Below are 20,080 nucleotides of genomic sequence, written 5' to 3'. Positions count from 1 at the left end.
GCCATGGTGGAATTTTCTCTGTGGGACATCCTGCGCAACCTGCTGATGGCCGCGCGCTGGACCGTCAGTCTCTCGCTCATTGCCTTCATCGGCGGCGGGCTGGTGGGCCTGTTGCTGCTGGTGCTGCGTCTGTCCAAGGTGCGGGGTACCGAGCGCCTGATCGGGGCCTACGTGCAGGTGTTCCAGGGCACGCCGCTGCTCATGCAGCTGTTCCTGGCGTACTTCGGCATTGCGCTCTTTGGCATCAAGACCTCGCCGTGGACAGCCGCCGCCGTGGCACTCACGCTCTACACCAGCGCCTATCTCACGGAGATCTGGCGCGGCTGCGTGGCCTCCATCCCCAAGGGCCAGTGGGAGGCGGCGCAGAGCCTGGCCCTGAACTTTGGCGAGCAGCTGCGCCATGTGGTGCTGCCGCAGGCACTGCGCATTGCGGTGCCGCCCACCGTGGGTTTTCTGGTGCAGGTGATCAAGGGCACGGCGCTGGCATCGGTGATCGGCTTTGTCGAGCTGACCAAGGCCGGCAGCATGATTTCCAACGCCACCTACCAGCCCTTTCTGGTCTACGCCTGCGTGGCCCTGCTGTACTTTGTTTTGTGCTTCCCGGTGAGCCTGGTGGCGCAGTCCCTTGAAAGGAAACTCCATGGCAACCGCAGTTGATACAACCCCGGCTCCCGCCCACGACGGCATCGTGGTGGGCACGCCGCCCATCGTGGACATCACGGCCCTGCGCAAGTCCTACGGCACGAACGAGGTGCTCAAGGGCATCGACCTCAAGGTGCAAAAGGGCGAGGTGATCGCCATCATCGGCAAGAGCGGCTCGGGCAAGAGCACGCTGCTGCGCTGCGTGAACGGGCTGGAGGTCTTTCAGGAGGGTGCCCTCAGCGTCAACGGCAAGAAGCTCATGCACGACAGCCCCACGGCCATGCGTGAGCTGCGCCAGCAGGTGGGCATGATTTTTCAGAACTTCAACCTGTTCCCGCACCTTTCGGTGGGCCGCAACATCATGCTGGCCCCCACGCTGGTGAAGTCGCGCGACGCCGCCACGGCGGCCGCGCAGGCGCGCAAGCTCCTCGAGCGCGTGGGCCTGGCAGAAAAATTCGACGCCATGCCCGACCAGCTCTCGGGCGGGCAGCAGCAGCGCGTGGCCATTGCACGCGCCCTGGCCATGGAGCCGCAGGTGCTGCTGTGCGACGAGATCACCTCGGCGCTCGACCCTGAATTGGTGGGCGAGGTGCTGCGCGTGGTGGAGTCGCTCGCGCTGGAAGGCATGACACTGATGATGGTCACGCACGAGATGGCATTCGCGCGCAAGGTCAGCGACCGCGTGATCTTCATGCACCAGGGCCGTGTGCACGAGACGGGCACGCCCGCCGAGCTGTTCGGCCACCCGCGCACGCCTGAACTGCAGCAATTCCTGTCCTCGCTGCACGACTGACGGCGGCCCTCGGCGCGCAGGCACAAAAGCCCGCCCACGGTCTGGAACGCTCCAGGGCGGGCGGGCTCGCGGACGCCAATGGTCCGCTACACGCGGTGGTCACCCCGGGTTTGGCTCCGTGGCCAAGAGCCAGGGCATCCGGGATGGAGGATCAGGAAAGAAGGCCCTTCTCGAATTCGGCTGGAGACAGGGAGCCGCTCTGGTCGGCATCCAGCTCCTTGAAGCGCTGGCTGATGGCCGGCAGCTTGGTGGCTTCCTTCTCGCTCAGCTTGCCGTCCTTGTCGGTGTCGGCGCGATTGAAAGCGTTGGTGGCGGCCATGGAGGGGTTTCCGGTGCCAGGGCCGTAGGAGTATTTGGGGTCTCCCGGGGCTGCGGCCTTGCTGGCCGGCGCAGGCTGGGGCGAAGTGGAAGTGGACTGTGCCTGCAATGCGCCCACGCCACCCAGGGAGAGGGCGGCGAAGAGCATCACGCTGCGCGTATCGAACGAATAGGTGCGTCGTTGCAGTGCTTTCATGGAAGCTAGGCTCCTTCGAAGTTGAACAGGGTTTCATTGCACCGCAGCAGGCCGGGCAAGGCCAGCACTCTTGCCTGCTGTTGCCCGGGCCAACATTTCCCAGCGCGGTGTAACCGGCAGCGGCTGCTTTGTAGGGCAATGCGGAGGGGATGTACCCAAACGTAGGGCGCCACAGGCGCCCGCCCGACGCCGCGGGCCGGTTGCCGGATGACTGGCAGGCCGGGGCATGTCCTACATCGGCGTTCCCGCCGGCCCAAAACAATGCACTTCAGCATCCCGTTGGATGGATGTTTTTTGTTGTTTTATCCCAAGGAGCCTCTCATGCAAAAGCAAACCGTTGTGGCCGCCCTCGCCGCCCTGGCCTGCACCGCCGCCCTCGCGCAGGCGCCCGCCACCAACACCGCCCGCCCCCCTTCCGAGGTGAATCCCGCCGCTTCGGGCGGCCCCGCCGCCGCGAATGCGCAGAACAAGGCCGACAACCGTGCCAGCCAGAGCACGGCGGCGCCCGCCAACCCTGCCAAGGGCGATGGCCGTGGCGCCCCGGTGGCAGAGATCAACCCCAGCGCCTCCGGGGGCAAGGCCGCCGCCAAGGCGGAAACGCGGGTGAACGCCCGCCTCATGGACTCCAACGGCGACGGCATGGTGTCGCGCCAGGAGTGGGACACGTACCACGCCAATGCGTGGAACAACCTCAAGCCCTCGAACACGGGTGTTTCCACGGCGGACATCGACAAGCTCAACCGCTCGACGGCGACCCAGTGACCCTGGTGGCCGGCGGCAGCCGGTGGACGGCAGCGCGATAGGGGCTGCCCGTCCGCCCCTTGCACCGGGTGCGTGTGCAAGGGGCTTTTTTTTGAATGCCAGCCCGGCGGGCCCGGTGGCGGAAAATCGCGGGTGTAGATTCCCCGCGCGGCCCTGCGCCGCATCCCCCACCGACCAAGCAAGGCACCCATGGGCAACCGACTCACACAGATCGCCACGCGCACCGGCGACGCCGGCACCACCGGCCTGGGCAACAACGAACGCGTCTCCAAGGACAGCCTGCGCATCCATGCGCTCGGTGACGTGGATGAGCTCAACTCCCACATCGGCCTGCTGCTGTGCGAGCGCGTGCCGGAGGACGTGCGCGGCCTGCTCGTCGAGGTGCAGCACCAGCTGTTCAACCTGGGGGGCGAGCTGTCGATCCCGGGCTTCGAACTGCTCAAGCCGCAAGCGGTGCTGGCACTGGATGACGCCCTGGCCCACCACAACGCGGCGCTGCCGCGCCTGCAGGAATTCATCCTGCCCGCCGGCACCCGAGCCGCCGCGCAAGCCCATGTCTGCCGCACCGTGGCGCGCCGCGCCGAACGCGCCGTGGTCGCCCTGGGCAACGAAGAGGCGCTGAACGACGCGCCTCGCCAGTACCTCAACCGCCTCTCCGACCTGATGTTCGTCCTGGCCCGCGTGCTCAACCGCATGGATGGCGGGGATGACGTGTACTGGAAAAGCGAGCGCCTGGCGCAGCAGAATGCTACTGAATAGATAGCTTCTGGCGCTTACCCAGTAAGCGCTGGAGAGTAATTTTCTATAAATTCAACCCTGCCCGCTGCGGGTGGCGCTGCCCACCAGGGCAGCCAAGCAAGGGCCGCCCCGCAGCGAGGGCTGCGTCCCCCTTCCCGAGTCGCGTTAGCGATTCGAGAGAAGGGGGAAGGCACGAAGTGCCTCAGGGGGATGCACCTTATCTCGGCGCCAGGATCGCCATGGTCAGCCGCGACACGCAGGTGAGCTCGCCCGCGTCGTTGACCATGTCGATGTGCCACACGTGCGTGGTGCGGCCCAGGTGGATGGGCCGGGCGGTGGCCGTCACCCAGCCGCTGGTGGCGGAGCGCAGGTGGTTGGCGTTGATGTCCAGGCCCACGGCGTTGTGGCCCTCGGGGCTGGCGTAGTAGGCGCCCACCGAGCCCAGCGACTCGGCCAGCACCACGCTCACACCGCCGTGCAGCAGCCCGAAGGGCTGTTTGGTGCGCTGGTCCACCGGCACGCGGCCGCGCAGGAAGTCGTCACCCAGTTCGATGATCTCGATGCCCAGGTGCGAGGCAGCGGTGTTGTGGTGGTCGGCGTTGAGTCGAGCCAGGTCGACGGGCTTTTTCCAGATGGGCATGGTGGCTTCGGTCGGACAGAGGGATGAATCTTTTCGGACCGGCCATTGTGCCCATCTTGCTCTCATGGGCGCAGCCCCGGCCCGGCGCCACCGTGGATCCGGCCCTGCCGGTCCACCGGAGGCGTCCCCCCTTGAGGAATGGCGCGCAGCGCCTCAGGGGGTTACCCGATGAATTTGCCGTTGGCGCCCATCACGCCCAGGTCCAGGAAACGCGAGCCCACATAGGGGGCGCTGCCTGCGTAGTCGATCGTGAGGCCGCCCAGGTCGTTGCTGCGGATGCCGGCCAGCGCGTTGCGCAGCCTGGCGCGGGTCAGCTCGCGGCCGGCGCGCTCCAGGCCTTCGGCGAGCACGCGGGCGTTCACATAGCCCTCGAAGCTGCGGCTCGAGAATTCCTGAAAGCCCACCGCCTTCATGGCGCGCTGGTAGTCGCGCACCAGGGCAACGCTGGTGCGGCCCGCGTCGGGCAGCACCATCGACAGCGCGATGCCCGCCGCCTTGCCGCCGAGCTGGCGCAGGTTGTCGCCGGACAGGGCCACGCTGGTCGCTGCCAGCGGGGTGCTGGGCGACACCTTCTTGAATTCGCTGACCAGCGCGGCCGACACGTCGCCCGCCGTCCCCAGCAGCACCGTCGTGGGCTTGGCCGCCACGGCCTGCCTGACCACGTCGGCCACCTGCGCGCCCTGTGCGTCGAGCTTGAACGCCTTGGGCGCGGGCTGCTGGGCCGCCTTCATGGCGTTGTTCACATCGGCCAGGAATTCGCGGCCGAAGGCGGTGTCCTGGTAGACGATGGCCAGGTCGGTGATGCCCATGGCCACCAGCTTCTGCGTGAGGCGCTGGGCCTCGTCGGAGTAGCTGGCGCGCACGTGGAACACCGAGCGGTACTCGGCCTTGCGCAGCGACGTGGCGCCGCTTTGCGGGGCCACGTAGGGGATCTGCGCCTCGTCCACCAGCGGCAGGATGCGCTGGTTGTTGGCCGTGCCCATGCACGACAGCAGCGCCACCACGCCGCCGTCGGCGATCAGCTTGCGCGCGTTCTCCTCCGAGCGGGCGGCGTCATAGCCGTCGTCCAGCGCCAGCAGCTTCAGCTCCCGGCCATGGATGCCGCGCACGTTCGCCTGGGCGATGCCCGCGTCCAGGCCCTGCTTGAGTTCCTTGCCCAGGCTGGCCAGGGCGCCGGTCAGGCCGACGGAGCAGCCAATGGCCACGCTCCTGGCGTCCATCGGGTCCTGCACGCCCACGGCGCGCGACGGGTTGGCAAAAAGCAGGCCGGCGCTGGCAGCGGCAAGGGACTGGGTGAACTGGCGACGTTGCATGGCAGGAAAACTCACGGACAAGAAGGCCACCAGCCCCGCGAAGGGCTGGTGGCCGGTGAAGAAAAAGGAAAACGGGGGGAGGCCTGGTGGTCCGACGACCAAGGGTTAACCCTGATTTTACCCAGGGCCTGTGACAAGACCATGTTCTCCCTGCCGGGCCGGGGGATTCGGCCGGGGCCTGGTCAGGCGGGCGCGCTCTGCCGCATGCTGCCCGTCTCCACGTAGCGCTGGTGCCAGGACAGTGCCTCGCCCAGCAGGTGCGGCGTGTGCTGGCCCACGGCGCCGCGCTTGGCGCGGGCCACATAGTCGTGCAGGGCCGGGCGGAAGTCGGGGTGCGCGCAGCGGTCGATGATGAGCTCGGCCCGCTGCGTGGGCGAGTGGCCGCGCAGGTCGGCCAGGCCCTGTTCGGTGACGAGGATCTGCACGTCGTGCTCGGTGTGGTCCACGTGCGAGGCCATGGGCACGATGCACGAGATCGAGCCGTTCTTGGCCAGCGAGGGCGTCATGAAGATCGACAGGTACGCATTGCGCGCGAAGTCGCCCGAGCCGCCGATGCCGTTCATGATGGCCGAGCCCATGATGTGGGTGGAGTTGACGTTGCCGTAGATGTCGGCCTCGATCATGCCGTTCATCGCGATCAGGCCCATGCGGCGGATCAGCTCCGGGTGGTTGCTGATCTCCTGCGGGCGCAGCACGATGCGCTGCTTGTAGTACTCGATGCGCTCGTTGAAGTCCTGCATCGCCGCCGGGCTGAGCGACAGGGCGGTGGCCGAGGCGCTGGCGAGCTTGCCCGAGCGCAGCATGTCCAGCATGCCGTCCTGCAGCACCTCGGTGTAGGCCGTGAGGTTTTCGAACGGGCCGTTGTTCAGCCCCGCCAGCACCGCGTTGGCGATGTTGCCCACGCCCGACTGCAGCGGCAGCAGGTCCCGGGGCAGCCGGCCCTTCTTCACCTCGTGCTGCAGGAACTCGATGATGTGGCCCGCGATGCGGTTCGAGGTGTCGTCGGGCGCGGCGTAGACGCTGTTGCGGTCGGGCTGGTCCGTCACCACCACCGCGATCACCTTGGACGGGTCGCAGCGCAGGTAGGGCTCGCCGATGCGCTCGTCGGGCCGCGTCATCGGGATGGGCCTGCGGTGTGGCGGCACGTCGGTGCCGTAGTAGATGTCGTGCATCCCTTCCAGGCCCGGGTTGTGCCAGGCATTCACTTCCAGGATGACCTTGTCGGCCTGGTCCAGCCAGGTCTTGTTGTTGCCCACCGAGGACGAGGGAATCAGCCGGCCGTCGGGCAGCACGCCCGCCACCTCGACCACGGCCACGTCGAGCTTGCCCAGGAAGCCGAACCACACGAACTGCGCCACGTGCGACAGGTGGATGTCCACGTACTGCATGTGGCCCGCATTGATCTGGCGGCGCACCGTGGGGTCGGACTGGTAGGGCAGTCGCATCTCGATGCCGTCCACCTGGGCCAGCGCGCCGTCCAGCTCAGGCGCGGTGCTGGCTCCCGTCCACAGCCCGATCTTGAAACCATGGCCTTGCGCGTTCAGGCTTTCGATGCGCCGCGCCAGCGCGCCGGGCACGGCCTTGGGGTAGCCCGCGCCGGTGAAGCCGCTCATGCCCACATGGGCACCGGCAGGGATCAGGGCGGCCGCCTCGTCGGCGGACATGGTGCGGGAGAGAAAGTCGGGGTACAGCACCCGATCGGCCAGGGACATGAACAAACTCCGCAAAAAAGAAAAGAGGCCACCCGCCCGGTGAGCGGATGGCCCCGTGGACAAAACCCAGGATGCTAGCCGTCGTTCCTTACAAATTAAGGGTTAACCCTTACAAATGCGGTACGTCCGCTCACGTCCGCTCACGTCCGCAGATTACGCCGCTTTGCGGTTGAGCAAGGCATACAGCAGGATGGCGCCGAACGTGGCCGTGCCGATGCCGCCCAGTGCGAACTGGCCGAACTTGAGCGTGAAGTCGCCCGTGCCCAGGATGAGCGTGATGGCCGCGACGATCAGGTTCTTGTTCTGCGAGAAGTCCACCTTGTTGTCCACCCAGATCTTGGCCCCGGCCACCGCGATCAGGCCGAACACCACGATGGAGACGCCCCCCATCACCGGCAGCGGAATGGTCTGGATCAGCGCGCCGAACTTGGGGGAAAAGCCCAGCACCAGCGCGAACACGCCCGCCAGCAGGAACACGGCGGTGGAGTAGATCTTGGTCGCGGCCATCACGCCGATGTTCTCGGCATAGGTCGTCACGCCCGTGCCGCCCACGCCGCCGCTCACCATGGTGGCCACGCCGTCGCCGATGAACGCACGGCCCATGTAGCGGTCCAGGTCGCGGCCGGTCATGGCCGTCACGGCCTTGATGTGGCCCAGGTTCTCCGCCACCAGGATGATGGCCACCGGGGCGATCAGCAGCATCGCGTTGCCGTCGAACACCGGCGCGGCGAAGTTGGGCATGCCCACCCATGCCGCGTTCGCCAGGATCGACAGGTCGATGGGCTTGCCCAGGCCCAGGCCGTTGGTGAGCACCGCGTAGATGATGCTCGCCACGATCAGCCCCACCAGGATCAAGAGGCGCTGCACCATGCCGCGCGTGAGCACGGCCACCAGGCCCACGCTCACGAAGGTCACGACCTGCATCCAGCTGTCGAAATTGCTCGCCGCCATGTTCTTGATCGGAATGCCCGCCAGGTTCAGCCCGATCACCGCGACGACCGAGCCCGTGACCACGGGCGGCATGAAGCGCTCGATCCAGCCCGTGCCGATGGCCTGCACCAGCGCGCCGATCAGCGTGTAGAGCAGGCCGCAGGCGATGATGCCGCCCAGGGCGACGGCGATGTTGCCGTTGGCCCCCTTGCCCGCATAGCCCGTGGCCGCGATCACCACCCCGATGAAGGCAAAGCTCGAACCCAGGTAGCTGGGCACCCTGCCGCCCGTCACCAGGAAGAAGATCAGCGTGCCCACGCCGCTCATCAGGATGGCCACGTTGGGGTCGAACCCCATCAGGATGGGCGCCAGCACCGTGGCGCCGAACATCGCGATCACATGCTGCACGCCCATCGCCGCCGTCTGCGGCCAGGGCAGCCGTTCGTCGGGCGCGATCACTCCGCCCTGCTGCAGCACGGCCGCGCTTTTTTCTTGCCAGTTCATGAATCCCATGTGTGTTGTTCCTTGTAGTTCGAGGCGCGAATGCTAGTGGATGAATGCGCACGTGGACGATGAACTTCGCCAGGCGAAGGTGCGAGGCGGCGGGAACGGTAGGATGGCTGCCTCACAGCGGCGGGCAAGAGGGCCGGCCCTCACCCGACGTCCACCATGCCGCCATCCGCCCCATCCTGCCCGTCGTGCCGCCAGCCCATGGAGGCCCATTCGTTCACCAGCAACACCGGGCACACGCTGGAGCTGGACATCTGCTACGCCTGCCAGGGCCTCTGGCTGGACCGGCACGAGAACCTCAAGCTCTCGCCCCAGGCGGTGGTGGACCTGTTCCGCCTGCTGCACGAACACCGCACCCATGAACACCGCCCGCTGCAGGCGCGCATGGCCTGCCCGCGCTGCAGCTGCGCGCTGGACCAGGGCTTCGACGTTGTGCGCAGCGGCCGCTACATGACCTACCGCTGCGCGCGCCAGCACGGGCGGTTCAGCACCTTTTCCTCCTTCATGGTCGAAAAGGGCTTCGTGCGCCACATGACGCGCCCCGAGATCGACGACCTGGCCCGGCGCGTGGGCGCCATCTACTGCACCAGCTGCGGCGCGCCCGTGGACATCCGCAAGGACCACGCCTGCCCCTACTGCCGCGCGGCGTTCTCGCTCATCGACCCCGACGCGGTGGTGCGCGCGATGGAGGGCTACGCCCGGGCTGGCGCCCGCCCGGCCCAGGCCGCGCACGGCACGCCGGCGGCGACCGTGGACATTGGCGATGCCCTGGTGGCGCTGGAGCGCGACCGCAGCCGGGCCGAGCGCGAGCGGCAAAAGAGTGCCTTCAGCGGCGCGCGGGATGGCGATGGCGACTCCTTCACCGGCGACCTGCTGGCCGCGGGCGTCTCGCTGGTCTGGGAGGTGTTGACCAAGCGGGTGTAGCCGCACCGGCCATTTCCCGCGTTTGCATATACCCTTGCGCGGCCCTGCGAAATGGGCACACCGGCCCGGGTTCGGACCACAATGGCGTTCGCAGACTTCCCGGCGGCCCCAGTCCGTCGCCGCAGTCTCCCGTGGCGGCCAGCAGCCTGTGCGCGTGGCCGCCGTACTGCCTGCTCCCGTCCATCCATTCCGCCAAACGGGGCGTCCCTGCGACCACAGGAGGAGACGATCTTGCCGCTGCAGCCGCACCGAAGCCGACGCCGTCCCCGGGCATCCGCCGGGCGGGCGCCCGCGCCACGCAGCGCCGCGGCACCGGCCCCGCTGCGGCACGCGCCCTTGCCCGCCGTGCCCAGCACCCTCCTCATCCCGCTGGCGGCGCGGGCGCGGGGCAACCATTACTTTCCCTGGCTGGCCTGCGGCGATGCGGTGGCCGCCGGGCTGCTGGAGCGGCTGGGCACCGATGTGGAGCCCTACCTCAACGACCTGCCCACCGTGCTGAACGTGCTGTGGCGCACCCGGATCATCCGGGACACCGCGCAGGGCTTCTTCCTCAGGCACCCCGGGGGCCAGGGCGTGAACCTGGGCTGCGGCCTGTCGCACCATTTCCAGTGGCTGGACACCGGCGCCAACCACTGGCTCGACGCCGACCTGCCCGAGGTGATGGCGCTGCGACGGCAACTGCTGCCCGCGCGGTGCCCGCGCACACGGCTGGCCGAGGCGGACATCACCCAGCCCGGCTGGTGGCACCGGCTGGGCCTGCCGCCGCGCGCGGCGGGGAGCGGGGCGGCAGCGGCGCCCGTGCTGGTGGTGTGCGAGGGCGTGCTCATGTACCTGGAGCCAGGCCAGGTGCAGGCGGTGCTGCACGAGTTCGCGCAGTGCGCGCCCCCGGGCTCGCGCCTGGTGCTGGACGTGCTCACCCACCGGGCCGTGGGCACGGCCGGCCGGCACGCGAGCGTGGGACCCACGGGGGCCGAGTTCCGCTGGGGCCTGGCACGCCTGGCCGACCTGTCCGCCGCGCACCCGCGCCTGGCGCTGCGGCACGCGCACAGCGTGGCGGAATGCTATGGCTGGGCGGGCCTGGCGCTGGAGACCCTGTGGTGGCCCTGGCTGGGCGCGCCGCTGTACGGCATGGTGGAGCTGGAAGTCACCACCCCCTGAGCGCCCGTGGCGTGGGCGCGGGCGCTGCCACTTCTTCCCTTCCGCGCGTGGAAAGGGGGCGGCACCCGGTGGCGGCCGGCGGGCTGGCCGGGGGCGGACGTGTCACTGCCGTGCCAGGCGCCCCAGCAGCTCGGTCCACGCGGGCGGCTTGCCGGTGAGCTGCCCCACGATGGCCGCCTGCAGCGGTGGCAGGCGCCGGGCGCCCTGCAGCACCAGCTGGCGCAGCAGGCGGGGCAGGGGGCGGGCATCGGTGTACAGCCGCACGATGGCGTTCGTGCCTTCGTAGATCGGCCATGCGTGGTGGTGGTGTGCGCGTCCATAGCCGGACAGGATTGCGCTGTCTCCGATATCGCGGCCCTGGCCGCGCGCGGCCAGCAGGGCGGCGGTCAGGCGCTCCACGCCGGCCAGGCCCAGGTTGTAGCCGTGGGCCGTCACCGGGTGCATGCCCACGGCCGCGTCGCCCAGCAGCGCGCAGCGGTGGGCGGCAAAGCGATCCGCGTACACGGCCACCAGCGGGTAGGCGTGGCGTTCTCCGTCGAGCTGCATGGGCCCCAGGCGGTTGTCGAACTGCGCCTGCACCTGGGCGGCAAAGGCGTCGGCGGGCAACGCCATCAGCGTGGCGGCATCCGCAGCGCCTGCGGTGACCACGACCGAGCACAGGTGCGGGCTGCCGGCCGTGTCGGCCACGTCTGCGGCATCCACCGCATCCGGCAGGGGCAGGATGGCCAGCGTGCGTTCGTAGCCGAAACACTCGTGCGCCACGCCGCCATGGGGCCGGGCATGGCGCATGCGGCAGACGATCACGGTGCGGCCGAAGTCCGCCATGCGCGCGCCAATGCCCAGCTGGCGCCGCGTGGCCGAGAAGCGGCTGTCCGCCGCGACCAGCAAGGGCGCCTGCAGGCGCTGGGGTGAAGGGGCCTCCGCGTCCGGGGCCGTGTCTGTGGGGGCAGGCAGGCGGTACGCCAGCTCGGCATGCGTGGCCAGGGTGGCCACGCGCGTCACCTGGGCGCCGGTGACGATGCGCACGCCGGGCGTTTGCGCGGCCACCGCATAGGCGGTGCGGCGCAGCGCGTGGTTGGGGACGATGAAGCCCAGCGCCCCGTGGCCCGAGCGCTGGGCGTCGAGCTGCAGTGCGCTGCGCTGGCCGAGCGGCCCGTCATGCACCTGGGCCTCGCGGATGGCGCCGGTCTCGTGCGGCGCCAGTTGCGCCCAGGTGCCCAGCCGCTGGAGCGTGGCGCGGCTGGGGTGGGTCAGCGCGATCTCGCGGCCGTCGGGCGCGGGGGCGGCCAGCGCGGCCTGGGGCTGCTGCTCGACCACCGTGGCCGTGAAACCGGCGTGGGCCAGGGAAATGGCCAGCGACAGGCCCGCGGGCCCCGCGCCGACGATGAGGACATCGCTGTGGGAGGAGAAGGAGGAAGTCATGGCAGGAAAAGGCAGGAGGTGGACAGCCTGGTACGCACCCCCGCGACCGGAGGGGATCGCCTGCCATTGTGGATGCGCTCCGCGCGCCGGAGGTTGCCCTGCGTCAAGTGTGCGCGCAGGATATGCTATTAAATATATAGCTGTCGGCGCTGATGTATTCAGCGCTAGGGGCCCCAAAGACCCCAAGGCCCGTGGATCAGGCCCGGGCCGGCTTGCGCGGCGGGCGCTTGGCCGCTTTCTTCTTTCCGGCGCCGCCGGCAGGCTTGCCGCGCAGGTGCAGGCCCCAGGTGACCAGCAGCCACAGGTACGACGCCAGCACGCTGTAGGCCGCCACGGCCGCCAGCGACAGGGGCGGGGCGGTGATGGAGCGCGGATTGGCCATGGTTTCCAGCAGCTGGCGGGTGCCGGCGCCCAGCACGGCCTCGCGGCTGCCCGAACGGGCCATGCGCGCCGCCATGAAGATGAAGAACTCCATCAGCAGCGCGCCGATCAGGAAACACGCCAGCAGGGCCAGCAGGTGCGAGAACGCGCGGCGGTCGCCCTTGGCCAGGAAATAGAAGGCCGACACCAGCACCAGCGCGGGCAACAGCAGGGCCAGGGCGGGCCAGGCGGACAGGAGAGCGTGCATCGGAGACAACAGGTAGCGGCGTGGGGCCACCGGTGGCAGGCAGCACACCGGTGAATCATCGGCAAGAGCGGCCCTGGGGGCACGCACGACTGCGGATGATAGGCGCTGGCCGCGTCCTGTTCGCCTTGCGGCTGTAACTGTTGGCGACACCGCGCGGCGGTGCGCCGAGCCACCCCGCACCGCACGCTGCGCCGCGCGGCCCCCCGCCGGGCCCCCTGGCTCCCGGGCCCGTCAGCGTGGATGGCCCGGGCCCGCCACGAAATCGGCCACGGCCGCCAGCACGCCATCCTGCTGCAGGATCTTGCGGTGGCCCAGCCCTTCGGTGGCCAGCAGCGTGGCGCCCGGAATGTGGTCGCGGTAGGCCTCGCCATCGGCAAAGCGGTTGATGCGGTCGCCCCGGTCGTGCACCACCAGGGTGGGCAGCGCGATGCGCGGACCCACGGCCGGGGGCTCGAACTGGCGCATCAGGATGCCCTCGCGCGCCTCGATGCGCCGCTGCATGGAAGCGCGCGTGCGCTCCGACAGGCCGAACACCTGCGCGAACAGGCGCGTGTATTCGTGGGGCGACGCGGGCGGCGCCAGCAGCACCAGCCGCCCGGTGGCCAGGCCCCGGCTGGCCGCATGGGCCGCCGCGTTGGCCGCGAGCGAATGGGCTACCACGGCGCTGGGCGCCGAATCCTGCGCATGCAGGCGGGCGGTGGCGTATTCGATGGCGCGCGCGAACTGCGGCAGGTTGCTCACGCGGCCCCGGCTGCCGCCGTGCGCGGGCAGGTCCACCAGCACCGGGCGCAGGCCCCGCGCGGCCAGGGCGCCGGCCAGCGGCAGCATCTGGCGCGCGTGGCCGCCCCAGCCGTGCAGCAGCAGCACCGTGGGGCCGTGCGGCTGGGCCTGGGGCAGGTAAAGCGTGATCTCGGCGTCTTCGAACGGCCAGCGTTCCGTGCGCCAGTGGCCGGGCGGCACGGCGCTGCGGCCCGGTTTGCGCAGGGGCAGGGGCGTGCCGAAAAGGCGGTAGGCCGCGCGCACGGCCAGCGCGGGCCACAGGCGCTCGGTGGTGCCCAGCGCCACGCGCAGCAGGCGCATGCCGGGGTGTTCGCCATAGAAGCTGGACGTGGCCCGCAGGGCGGTGGAGGAGGAGGAAGGGGCGTTCATGGTGGGGCTCCAAAAGGGAGGGAGGAGGGAAGGGGCGGGTCGTGGTGGACGAGCGGTCGTCAATAGAAGATCCAGTCCCGGTTGCTGCGCGGAAGGCGGGCGAGTGTCTGGCGCAGCGCCCGGACGGCGCCCACCGCGGCCGCGATGGCGGCGATACCCAAGATGATCAGCATGGTGATTCCTTTCTTCGCACGGTTGTGCGAAATTGGGGCAAAGAAGAACAAGAGGTATCCATCGCGCAGAAACACGGAGAAGGGGATCAGACGGTCTGATAACTCTTGAGGAGGCGCGCCCACGACGCCTCGGTGCGTGGCGCTGCCTGCGGGTCCCGCAGAAAGCGCACATCGTGCAAAAGGCCCATGATCATCGAGTAGATCTCGCCCACCAGCTGGTCCGCCGGCGTGTCGGCGGGCAGGTGCCCGGCTTCGACGGCCTGCAGCACCGTGCGCCGCAGGGCCGCGCGCCAGCGCGTGATCTCGGCGTGCAGCAGGTCGCGCAGCTCGCCCTCGCGGTCGTCCAGCTCGAAGGCGCCAGCGGTGTAGAGACAGCCGGTGAAGGCCTCCACGTCGCGCGTGCGCGCAATCCAGCGGCGCACGATCTCGTTCAGGCGCGGCAGGCCCTTGGGGTGCTGCATCGCGGGCACGAACACATCGGCCAGGAAGCGGCGGCCGAACTCCTCGATCACCGCCTTCTGCAGCGCCTCGCGCGAGCCGGCCCGCGAGAACACGCCGCTCTTGGACAAACCCACCCGGTCGGCCACGGCCTGCAGCGTGATCGACTCCAGCCCCTCGGCCGCAGCCAGGTCCAGCGCCGCGCCCACGATGGCCGCGCGGGTGAGTTCCGATTTCTGGGTTTTGGCATCCATGGGGAGAATTTAGCACAATCGTGCGAAATTTGTGCGACCCTTGGCGGATAAAGGTTGGAAAAGAGCGCGCCCATGCCCGATGCCGGATAGGAGGCCGTGGCACCACTGAGGCACCGTGGCGGCACGCGGCCTGAGACGCCCTGTGTTTGCCAGGCGCCGTTGTCAATGAGGTGGAATTGCCTTGCTGTCCGGGTGGGCGATCTCCCAACAAACCCTTGATGTATATCTTCGCGGGAATGCCGCGCATCCCCACGCCGCAAGGCCGTCTGCGCACCGCTGCGGGGTACGGCGGACAGCAGCTTCGTGCCCGAATCGCGATCAACGCCGTACCTGCTTAATAATGTAGGGAAAATATTGATTCAATCATCACCCCCCTAGACGCAGTTTTTTGGGAAATATATAAACAACGTCGCGTAAACCATCGATTTATTCTCAGAATAATTTCTGATTTTAATTGGTGTCGGGTAAAAGAGTTGCCGAAGCTCTGAAGAATTTTCTGGCTTTTACCGGGCTTATGCTATCTGTAGCGGCTCAGGCAGTGGGTTGAATTGAATTTATAATATGCTATAGGGCGATATTTTATTGCTTTGTATTTAATATAATAATTTCATGAGGGAATTTATGTCAAGACATTTGGCTATAATTTTGACGTTTTTGGTTTGCTCCCCTGTTTTCGCGAAGCAGGATTTCGCAATGGAGGTCTCGTGGTTCAATGAGTTTTTTTATCAGGTTAGTCACAATAATTTTCAAAAAGTTATTTATGCAACTCCGGATGAGTTTAAGGCATCTTATGCTGCTTATTCAGTCAAAAAATATAATGAATGCCGAGCCACATGGGCTGCGGGTCCGAGTGCTATAAATCCTTGAGTCTTGGATACGCCCCAAGGAATAGATGGGGGTGGGCCGAAGTATAACGGAGTGTCAATTTATGCTGGTGTCAATTATAGGCGGGAGTGGCATTATAAAGACCCTTCTTCTAATTATTCTGGGAATGGGAGGTTGAGCCTAGTTTCTGAGTGGAAGTGCAGCCGAGGCACTTTGCAGAAGAAGTTGATCTCCGAGCCTGGTGTTTATAGTGTCAGTTGTGTCGATTACTCATTGCCAGGTCTGAAGTCGCCAAATATGTGCTCAAAGGGGGCTGGTGAAGGAGCTCAATTTGTCAGTGATGAGGGCGATACTCTATTTGGTAATCCCATCATGCCTTCCACGGGTGAAAAAATCCAGATGGAATCGGATTGGGTCGACCTTGGGCCTCATCCTCTTTCTTTTACCCGCGTGTTTCGCAGCGGTATCGTTCGTTATCCCGTCAGTGGAGAGACCAGGGGGCAAGGATTTTCCAAGGGCTGGGCTCATCGATTTTCATCACGTATGGCGCCTGTTAACGGGGTGACTGGTGAAACTGCGAGCTGGAGGAGTGAGAACCTGCAGGCCTTGAATGACGGAAAGTTGGCCCATACCGTGATTCTGGAAGACGGCTCGCCACGACGTTTTACACTCAATGGAAATACTTCTTCGTCTGCGCAGGCGGGTTGGGTTGCAAACGATCTGAGCGGGGATTCGCTTGTCAAGCAGGAAGGCGTGCGCGCGGGTTATGTTTTCACGGAGAAGAGCACGGGCCGGGTCCGATTTTTTGCAACCGACCGGGACGGCGGAATGCTATTGGAGCAAATCGAGCCCAATGGGATGAAGTACCAATTCTTCTATGCCGGCAACAATCTGGTTCGCATTAGAAATCATTTCGGAAAAGAACTGGAATTACTGTATGCCTCAGACAGAATTGTTGTTTTAAAGACGCCAGATGGTAATATAAATTACGCCTATGATAATGAAGGGCGGCTTGCAAGTGTCGGATATCCAGGGGGCTCCGGGCGGTGGTATTTTTATGAAAATGAAAATTCCCCCTTCTTGCTGACAAAAATCCATGATGAGTCTGGGCAACTATATTCAAGATTTGGCTATGATCAACAAGGGCGTGCTGTATTCACGGAGCGGGCCGGGGGTACTAATCGGTATGCCGTAAATTACGGTGCATGGAGCTCTGGTGGTGCGACTCATCAAGTTACCGATCCGCTAGGGATTTTGCGCAGCTATCTTTACATTTATGGAAATCAAGATTCATACCCCGAAGACTATCTTTTCCTGTACAGCGTTGACCTTGTCGACCCTTATGGCCGCTCTGTCGTCAAGAGTCGAAATGTCAATCCATTCGGGCGTGTTAGAAGCGAATATGATTTTCGCGGAGTCATCAATAATTATGAGTACAGTGCGGATGGATCGAAACTGACCAAACAAATCCGGAATCAGGGAGGTGCTGCGCAACAGTCGACAAGCATTGAATGGTCCGCATCCGTCCCTAAACCCACCAAGATTACCGAGGCTGGTCGCGAGATCCTGTACAGCTACGACTATGTAGGCAACCCTCTGGGCGAGACGGTGAGGGACACCGCAACCGGAGGTATGACCCGCCTTACCACCTGGACCTACCATCCAAGTGGCCTCGTGGCGACCGAAACCGCGCCCAACGGCGCTACTACCAGCTATCAGTACGACGCACTGGGCAATCTGGTCATTGCTACCAATGCTCTGGGGCAGGCTGACAGCTATACCCACGACGGCGCCGGTCGTGTGCTCACCCATACTGCCCCGACCGGCTTGGTGACAAGCTTCACCTACGACGCTCGCGGTCGCATTCTCTCCATCGGCCGGGGTGGGCTTGTCACGGCACTGACCTACCGTCCGAGTGGTCAGGTCGCCACAGCCAGCCTGCCGCACGGCCACGTTGTCAGCTACACCTACGACCTTGCCCAGCGCCTCATAGGCTGGAGCGACAACCGGGGCAATAGCGGCAACTATGTGCTCGACAACATGGGCAACCGCACGCAGGAAGAGGTTCGCAATGCCCAGGGACAACTCGCATGGCGGCTGGCGCGCACCATCAACAGCATCAACCGCGTGGAATCCGTCACCCTGGGCGGGCAGACCACCACCTTTGCCTACGACGCCAACGGTGATCGCGTCAGCTCCACCAACGGCCTGAGCCAAACCACCCGTCAAACCCTGGATGCCCTGCGCCGTCCCCAGTCGCTCAAGGATGCGGCCAACGCTACCGTCAGCCTCACCTACAACGCACTGGACCAGGTCACCAAAGTCCTGGACGCCAAGAACGTAGCCACCACCTACACCCGCGACGCCCTGGGCAACGCCACCACAGAAACCAGCGCAGACACCGGCGCGCAGACCGCCCAGTACGACGCCCTGGGCCTGCCCAGCACCATCACCGACGCCCTGGGCCAGGCCACCACCATCGAACGCGACCTGCTGGGCCGCCCCACGCTCATCACCTATGCCGACGGGCGCACCACCACCCTGCGCTACGACCTCACCCCCGCCAGCCGGGGATACCTTGGCGAGATCGTGGACGCCAGCGGCACCACCACCTACCAGCGCGACGCCCACGGCCGCATCACCACCAAAACCCAGGCCCTGATCAACGGCGACACCCGCAGCGTGAGCTACGGCTACAACGCCCAGGGCCTGCTGGCCAGCACCACCTACCCCGGCGGGCAAGTGCTGCAAAACGTCTACGACACCACCGGCCAGCTCACCGGCCTGACCTGGGCGGGCCAGCCCCTGGTCAGCGGCATCACCTGGAACCCCCTGGGCCAGCCCACCGGCTGGAGCTGGAACCTGCCCGGCGGTGCGGGCGCCATTCCCGCCACCCGCAGCTACAACACGGCGGGCCAACTGGCCACCACCGAATTCAGCAGCTACCAGTACGACGCAGCGGGCCGCATCACGACCATCAGCCAGGACCTGTGGCAGCCCGCCAGCACCAACCCCCAGGACAGCACCCTCAGCCAGGCCACCAAGCTCTGGACCGTCAAGTACGACCTGGCGGGCCGCATCATCGAGCTTGGAGACACAGGGCGCACCACCACCTACACCTACGACGCCAACGGCAACCGCAAAACCAGCGTGCAGACCACCACCGTGGGCACCCCTGGCACCCTCAGCCGCACCTACGGCAGTGCCAGCACCCACAACCGCCTGCTGGGCTTTACGCAAACCGCCACCGCGGGCGGCAGCGCGGCCACCACCAGCGTCACCTACCAATACAACAGCGCAGGCGACCTGCTGGGCGACGGCCTGACCAGCTATCGCTACGACAGCGAAGGCCGCATGGAGAGCGCCAGCACCGGCCAGGGCGAAGACGCACCCACCACCAAATACGCCCACAACGGCCTGGGCCAGCGCGTGTTCAAGACCGAGCCGCTGTACAGCAGCACCACACAAAGCAGCGGCACCAGCAATAGCAAAACCGGCAAGAACCTGAACAACCTGCTGGCCGACGACGAGGGAGCAGAACTCGCCCAGGCAGAACAACCCGGCCTCATCCAGCAAATCCTCAGCTTCTTCAGCAAACTCTGGAGCCCCGGCACCAGCGACGCCGAGAAACTGGGCTTTAGCTACGTGTACGCTGAAGACGGCAGCCTGCTGGGCGAGTACGGCTCGGGCGGCAGCAACAGCACGGGCACGGCCCAGTACATCTACCTGCCCACCGCCTCAGGCCCCATGCCCATTGCGGCCATCATCAAAGGCCAGGCTTATGCCATCCACAGCGACCACCTGAACACCCCGAGGAAGCTCACGCAGGCCGATGGGCAGGCCGCGTGGCAGTGGGCTTACAGCGCCTTCGGCGACGAGCAGCCCACCACGGCGGCCAGGCGGTTTACGAGCAGCGCCACGACACCGACGACGGGCAGCACAAGCATCCCTGAAGTGCAGTTCAACCTGCGGTATCCGGGGCAGTACTTTGACCAAGAGACCAAGCTGCATTACAACCACTTCCGCAGCTACAGTCCGACGATGGGTGGGCGGTATACGCAGGCTGATCCTATTGGGCTGGATGGGGGGTGGAATCGGTTTGCCTATGTAGACGGGAATCCGTTGCGTTATAGCGATCCACGTGGTCTGAACCCCTTGGCTGGTGGTTTGGCTGGAGCTGGTGCGGGCTCCGCGTTTGGTCCGGTTGGCACAGTGGTGGGCGGTCTCATAGGCGCGGGTGCGGGCGCGTGGATCGGCTGGAATATCGTCGGCCCGATGCTAATCAAACCACCAGATAACGCGTATGACCCGAACGGTCCGAAGGCGCCAGGTAAACCGGGGGAAGAGCAAGGATTCAAAGATCCCAAGGGCGGGGAGAATTGGGTTCCAAATCCGAATCCAGGAAGGGGTGGATCTAGTTATGGATGGCAAGATGCCAATGGAGATGTTTGGTGCCCTACGGGTTGGGGTGGGCGTGCTCACGGTGGTCCTCAATGGGATGTTCAGAGTCCTGGTGGAGGATACAGAAATGTTTGGCCTCCAAAGTCCAAGTGAT

Annotated in this window: 16 protein-coding genes; 7 read left to right on the top strand and 9 right to left on the bottom strand. The window is 66.2% G+C overall.

Annotated features, from left to right (window positions below; genetic code table 11):
- Window positions 1-3 precede the first annotated feature (3 nt).
- Both AC07PV_RS10180 and AC07PV_RS10175 read left to right on the top strand, forming a co-directional pair.
- Window positions 4-657 (top strand): amino acid ABC transporter permease, encoded by a 654-nt coding sequence (locus tag AC07PV_RS10180; protein WP_057227970.1) that lies wholly within the window; start codon window positions 4-6, stop codon window positions 655-657.
- Window positions 641-1,435 (top strand): amino acid ABC transporter ATP-binding protein, encoded by a 795-nt coding sequence (locus AC07PV_RS10175; RefSeq protein WP_494630148.1) that lies wholly within the window; start codon window positions 641-643, stop codon window positions 1,433-1,435. Before AC07PV_RS10180 ends, AC07PV_RS10175 begins: the two co-directional genes overlap by 17 nt.
- Before the next feature lie 151 nt (window positions 1,436-1,586).
- On the opposite strand, the gene AC07PV_RS10170 is transcribed toward AC07PV_RS10175, so the two are convergent.
- Entirely contained in the window at window positions 1,587-1,949 is a 363-nt protein-coding gene (locus AC07PV_RS10170) for a PLC family EF-hand domain-containing protein (protein WP_369641013.1), read from the bottom strand.
- A gap of 321 nt (window positions 1,950-2,270) precedes the next feature.
- Here AC07PV_RS10170 and AC07PV_RS10165 point away from each other — a divergent pair, with 321 nt between their 5' ends.
- Entirely contained in the window at window positions 2,271-2,711 is a 441-nt protein-coding gene (locus AC07PV_RS10165; protein WP_218339236.1) for a hypothetical protein, read from the top strand.
- A 189-nt stretch (window positions 2,712-2,900) separates the two neighbouring features.
- Window positions 2,901-3,470, top strand: coding sequence for a cob(I)yrinic acid a,c-diamide adenosyltransferase (locus tag AC07PV_RS10160; protein ID WP_218296483.1), 570 nt, complete (start codon window positions 2,901-2,903; stop codon window positions 3,468-3,470).
- A gap of 196 nt (window positions 3,471-3,666) precedes the next feature.
- Here AC07PV_RS10160 and AC07PV_RS10155 read toward each other — a convergent pair whose 3' ends face one another.
- From AC07PV_RS10155 to AC07PV_RS10140, 4 genes are all read right to left on the bottom strand, one after another.
- Window positions 3,667-4,089: a hotdog fold thioesterase gene (locus tag AC07PV_RS10155; protein WP_218296484.1), complete on the bottom strand. Its 423-nt coding sequence runs from the start codon at window positions 4,087-4,089 to the stop codon at window positions 3,667-3,669.
- Between the two features lie 161 nt (window positions 4,090-4,250).
- Complete coding sequence (locus AC07PV_RS10150; protein ID WP_218296485.1) at window positions 4,251-5,402, bottom strand: ABC transporter substrate-binding protein; 1,152 nt, start codon at window positions 5,400-5,402, stop codon at window positions 4,251-4,253.
- Window positions 5,403-5,584: 182 nt separating this feature from the next.
- Window positions 5,585-7,114, bottom strand: a complete 1,530-nt coding sequence (gene scpC / locus AC07PV_RS10145) for a succinyl-CoA:acetate CoA-transferase ScpC (RefSeq protein WP_218339235.1) — start codon at window positions 7,112-7,114, stop codon at window positions 5,585-5,587.
- 153 nt (window positions 7,115-7,267) lie between these two features.
- Window positions 7,268-8,557, bottom strand: coding sequence for a solute carrier family 23 protein (locus tag AC07PV_RS10140; protein WP_218296487.1), 1,290 nt, complete (start codon window positions 8,555-8,557; stop codon window positions 7,268-7,270).
- 156 nt (window positions 8,558-8,713) lie between these two features.
- On the opposite strand from AC07PV_RS10140, the gene AC07PV_RS10135 reads away from it, so the two are divergent.
- On the top strand, window positions 8,714-9,478 hold the full coding sequence (locus AC07PV_RS10135) for a zf-TFIIB domain-containing protein (RefSeq protein WP_218296488.1): 765 nt from the start codon (window positions 8,714-8,716) through the stop codon (window positions 9,476-9,478).
- A 345-nt stretch (window positions 9,479-9,823) separates the two neighbouring features.
- Window positions 9,824-10,636 carry a class I SAM-dependent methyltransferase gene (locus tag AC07PV_RS10130; RefSeq protein ID WP_370627743.1) on the top strand — a complete coding sequence of 271 codons (813 nt, stop codon included), beginning with the start codon at window positions 9,824-9,826 and terminating at the stop codon, window positions 10,634-10,636.
- Window positions 10,637-10,738: 102 nt separating this feature from the next.
- Here the strand turns inward: AC07PV_RS10130 and ubiM are convergent, their stop codons facing one another.
- From ubiM to AC07PV_RS10110, 4 genes are all read right to left on the bottom strand, one after another.
- Entirely contained in the window at window positions 10,739-12,058 is a 1,320-nt protein-coding gene (gene ubiM, locus AC07PV_RS10125; protein WP_494630146.1) for a 5-demethoxyubiquinol-8 5-hydroxylase UbiM, read from the bottom strand.
- A 196-nt stretch (window positions 12,059-12,254) separates the two neighbouring features.
- Window positions 12,255-12,686 carry a hypothetical protein gene (locus tag AC07PV_RS10120; protein ID WP_218296491.1) on the bottom strand — a complete coding sequence of 144 codons (432 nt, stop codon included), beginning with the start codon at window positions 12,684-12,686 and terminating at the stop codon, window positions 12,255-12,257.
- Between the two features lie 231 nt (window positions 12,687-12,917).
- Window positions 12,918-13,835 carry an alpha/beta fold hydrolase gene (locus AC07PV_RS10115; RefSeq protein WP_494630145.1) on the bottom strand — a complete coding sequence of 306 codons (918 nt, stop codon included), beginning with the start codon at window positions 13,833-13,835 and terminating at the stop codon, window positions 12,918-12,920.
- Window positions 13,836-14,094: 259 nt separating this feature from the next.
- Window positions 14,095-14,700 (bottom strand): TetR/AcrR family transcriptional regulator, encoded by a 606-nt coding sequence (locus AC07PV_RS10110; protein ID WP_494630143.1) that lies wholly within the window; start codon window positions 14,698-14,700, stop codon window positions 14,095-14,097.
- Window positions 14,701-15,897: 1,197 nt separating this feature from the next.
- Between AC07PV_RS10110 and AC07PV_RS10105 the strand changes: the two genes are divergently transcribed.
- Window positions 15,898-20,079, top strand: a complete 4,182-nt coding sequence (locus tag AC07PV_RS10105) for an RHS repeat-associated core domain-containing protein (RefSeq protein ID WP_494630142.1) — start codon at window positions 15,898-15,900, stop codon at window positions 20,077-20,079.
- Window position 20,080 lies beyond the last annotated feature (1 nt).

It is taken from the genome of Acidovorax sp. GW821-FHT09A11 (genome assembly GCF_059418365.1).
Note: the sequence above shows the minus strand (reverse complement) of the source record. Positions and strands in the feature narration are given on the sequence as shown.